The organism is Burkholderia sp. Ac-20379, from assembly GCF_017104645.1.
GTDB lineage: Bacteria > Pseudomonadota > Gammaproteobacteria > Burkholderiales > Burkholderiaceae > Burkholderia.
The window spans coordinates 1-3,041 of the sequence record NZ_JAAGPF010000519.1 but is presented as its reverse complement, the minus strand read 5'-3'; the positions used below and the strand labels follow the sequence as shown (position 1 = coordinate 3,041).

The window sequence follows — 3,041 nt, the reverse complement described above, 5'->3', positions numbered from 1 at the left end:
CCGGCACCGGCACGTGCGACGGCGGCACGGGCGACGGCGGCGTCGCCGCGGACGGGCGGCTGATCAGTTGCACCGCGATCGAGCGGCCGCCGCTCGCGGCCGACGCGGACGATTCGAGCTCGATGCGGGTGCGATGCACCAGCAGCCAGATCAGCAACGCATGCGCGGCGATCACCAGCACGATCACCGCGTCGCGCGGCTTCGGGCCCGGCAGCGCGCGCGGTGCGGCGGGCCCGGCCCGGCGCGGCGACATGCTCGGCGTCATGCGGGCACCCCGCCGCTGTAGGACAGCGGCAGCGCCGTGGTGGACTTGATGGTTTCCATCGAGAAACTCGAATTGACGTCGTGCAGTTCGACGATGCCGATCAGGCGCTTGTAGACGGCGTCGTAGGCGGCGATGTTCGGCACGACGACCTTGAGCAGGTAATCGACCTGCCCGCTCATGCGGTGCACCTCCACCACTTCCGGAATCTCCACCACCGCGTCGCGAAACGCCTTGAGCCACGCGGTGCCGTGATGCGCGGTGCGGATCAGCACGATCACCGTCACGTCCAGGTTGAGCTTGCCCGCATCGAGCAGTACCACCCGGCGGCGGATCACGCCCTCCTGTTCGAGGCGCTGAATGCGCCGCCAGCACGGCGTGGTCGACAGGCTCACGCGCTCCGCGATCTCGGCTACCGAACAGGTGCCGTTCTCCTGCAGGATTTCCAGTATGTGTCGGTCGGTTCGGTCTATCACGATGTCCTCCGCCGCGAGCGGCTCCCGGATATGCGCGCGGCAATCGCGGCGCGCCTTCATTGGTTATGTCGAACGAGGCGGACCAAAGTGATACCGTCGGACGAAAAAAAATTCCGCGATTCGGCCCGCGCGGCGCATGCGGACCCGCCGGCTTGCGGCAAATACGCAACGGCATAGTCGCGAGCAATGGAATTTCATGCTCGGCAGGCGGCAAATTTCCGGCGAAAAGGGCATGCCATATCTTGACGGCGCGCGAATCGCACAAAGCCGCGCCGCAACCGGCCCGCCGAGAATTCGGCGCACTAAGATCGACTCGCATCGCCGAACCGCGAACGGGCGCGCGCGATGCGTCAATCAGTCGTCCCGACGAACCTCGCGTGGAGATGCGCAATGAATCCGCAGACTGATAACGAACGCACGAATCCATATTTAGGCAGGCGCGCCGGCGTCCTTATACTGCGTCGTCGCGCAACCCGGCGCGGCGGCGTGCGATGCGCGCAACGCCGTCACGAAATTGCGCAACGACTTGCCGTGCATTTTTTTCTCACGGTAAAGTGATGACGAACTGCTGGATCGGAACGGTTACGGTATGAACGCGACAGTCTCAGACGCGGTAGCACTGCAGGCGCCCTGCGCAAACGCGGATGAGCCTCGGCACACCGGCGCCGCCGAAGCGGGCGATCTCGCGTACCGCAACCAGTTTCTCGCCGCCGAGTTCGCGCACAGCTATCGCTGGCTCAAGCAGATGCTGCGCCGCCAGGTGCGCTGCCCCTCGGAAGCCGAAGACGTGGCGTCGTCGGCCTTCGTCGAATTGGCGACGCTGCCCGACGTGCGCGCGGTGCGCGACCCGCGCGCGCTGCTCACCACCATCTCGCGGCGCCTGGTATTCGACATGTGGCGCCGCCGCGATCTGGAGGCCGCCTATCTGGCCGCGCTGGCGGCCGCCGACCAAGCCAGCACGCCCTCGCCCGAATCGGTGCTCGAGGTGGTGCAGACCCTCGTCAACGTCGATCGACTGCTGCGCGGCCTGTCGCGCAAGGCACGCCAGGCATTCCTGTACAGCCAGCTCGACGGGCTGACCTACAGCGAGATCGCCGAACTGCTGGGCGTATCCGCCAGCATGGTGCGCAAGTACATCGCGCAGGCGCTGGCGTGCATCCTGGCTGCCTGAAGCGCTTGCTTGGCATTCCGTAACGACACGATCAACCCGACCGCCTTGAACGATCCCGTCAAGTCCGCCATCGCCTGGGAAGTGCTGTTGCGCTCCGGCGAAGCCACCACCGCCGAGCGCGCGCATTTCGATAGCTGGCGTCAGGCCAGCGCCGCCAACGAATCGGCGTGGCAATCGCTGCAACGCAAGCTCGGACCGTTCCGGCAACTGGCGGACAGCGGCGCGCACGCGAGCCGCGATGCGCTGCTGCATGCGGATCTGCCGCGCCGGCGCGCACTGAAAGCCGGCCTAAAGACAGGCCTCGGCCTGGCCATGCTCGGCGTGTTCGGCTATCGCTCCATGCATTCGCTCGGCTACGACGCAACGTTCCGCACCGGCATCGGCGAGCAGCGCACCATCGCGCTCGGGCCAAACGCCAATGCGCGGCTCGACGCCGGCAGTTCGCTGTACCGCGTCGGCGCATCGGCAAGCGACGCGTGGCGGCTCGACGCCGGCTGCGTGCTGGTGGACGCGGCCCTGCGGGCCGGAGATGCCATGCTGGTCACCGCGACGGCGCACGGTTCGTTCGCCCTGCAACGCGGCCGCTACAGCCTCGGCGTGTTCGACGATCACTCGTTGCTGGCGGTGGCGCAGGGCGAAGGCACGCTTGCGTTGAACGACGGCAGCCGGCACGTGCTGCGTGCGGGGCAAACGCTGCGCTTCTCCGGCGGACGGTTGCGCGACGCGCGCGAATCGGTGGCGATGGCGCTGGCCTGGACCGGCGCGATGCTGATGGCCTCCGACCAGGCGGTGGGCGACGTGCTCAGCGTGTTGCGCCGCTACCGCCCCGGCATGATCCGCGCCAGCGAGGCGGCCGCGCGACGCCGCGTGAGCGGGGTGTTCAATCTGCGCGATCCCGACGGCGTCCTGCGCCAGTTGGCCGAAGCCCTGCCGCTGCGCATCGACATGGTCGGCGACTACCTCGTGCTGATCCGCGAAGCGTGAGCCCGCCCCCTCCCGCCGACGCCGGCACGCCCAGAGCCGGGACCGGCTTCGTGCTGGACCGCGCCACGCTGGCGGCGCTGACCGACGTGCCCGCGCACGGGCTGGTGGAGCGGATCTTCGCGGCGGTGCGGCTCGCGATCCGCGCCCA

General features: G+C 68.2%; 4 protein-coding genes. 2 read left to right on the top strand and 2 right to left on the bottom strand.

Annotated features, from left to right (window positions below):
* Both G3N92_RS32175 and G3N92_RS32170 read right to left on the bottom strand, forming a co-directional pair.
* The coding region (locus G3N92_RS32175; RefSeq protein WP_206131569.1) for a hypothetical protein at nucleotides 1-265 on the bottom strand (265 nt) is incomplete at its 3' end.
* Nucleotides 262-735, bottom strand: a complete 474-nt coding sequence (locus G3N92_RS32170; protein ID WP_206131570.1) for an Lrp/AsnC family transcriptional regulator — start codon at nucleotides 733-735, stop codon at nucleotides 262-264. The genes G3N92_RS32175 and G3N92_RS32170, both read right to left, overlap by 4 nt.
* Nucleotides 736-1,327: 592 nt before the next feature.
* Here G3N92_RS32170 and G3N92_RS32165 point away from each other — a divergent pair.
* Together G3N92_RS32165 and G3N92_RS32160 are read left to right on the top strand one after the other, a co-directional pair.
* Nucleotides 1,328-1,909: a sigma-70 family RNA polymerase sigma factor gene (locus G3N92_RS32165; protein ID WP_206131568.1), complete on the top strand. Its 582-nt coding sequence runs from the start codon at nucleotides 1,328-1,330 to the stop codon at nucleotides 1,907-1,909.
* Between the two features lie 9 nt (nucleotides 1,910-1,918).
* On the top strand, nucleotides 1,919-2,893 hold the full coding sequence (locus G3N92_RS32160) for a DUF4880 domain-containing protein (RefSeq protein ID WP_206131567.1): 975 nt from the start codon (nucleotides 1,919-1,921) through the stop codon (nucleotides 2,891-2,893).
* The last annotated feature ends 148 nt before the right edge of the window (nucleotides 2,894-3,041 follow it).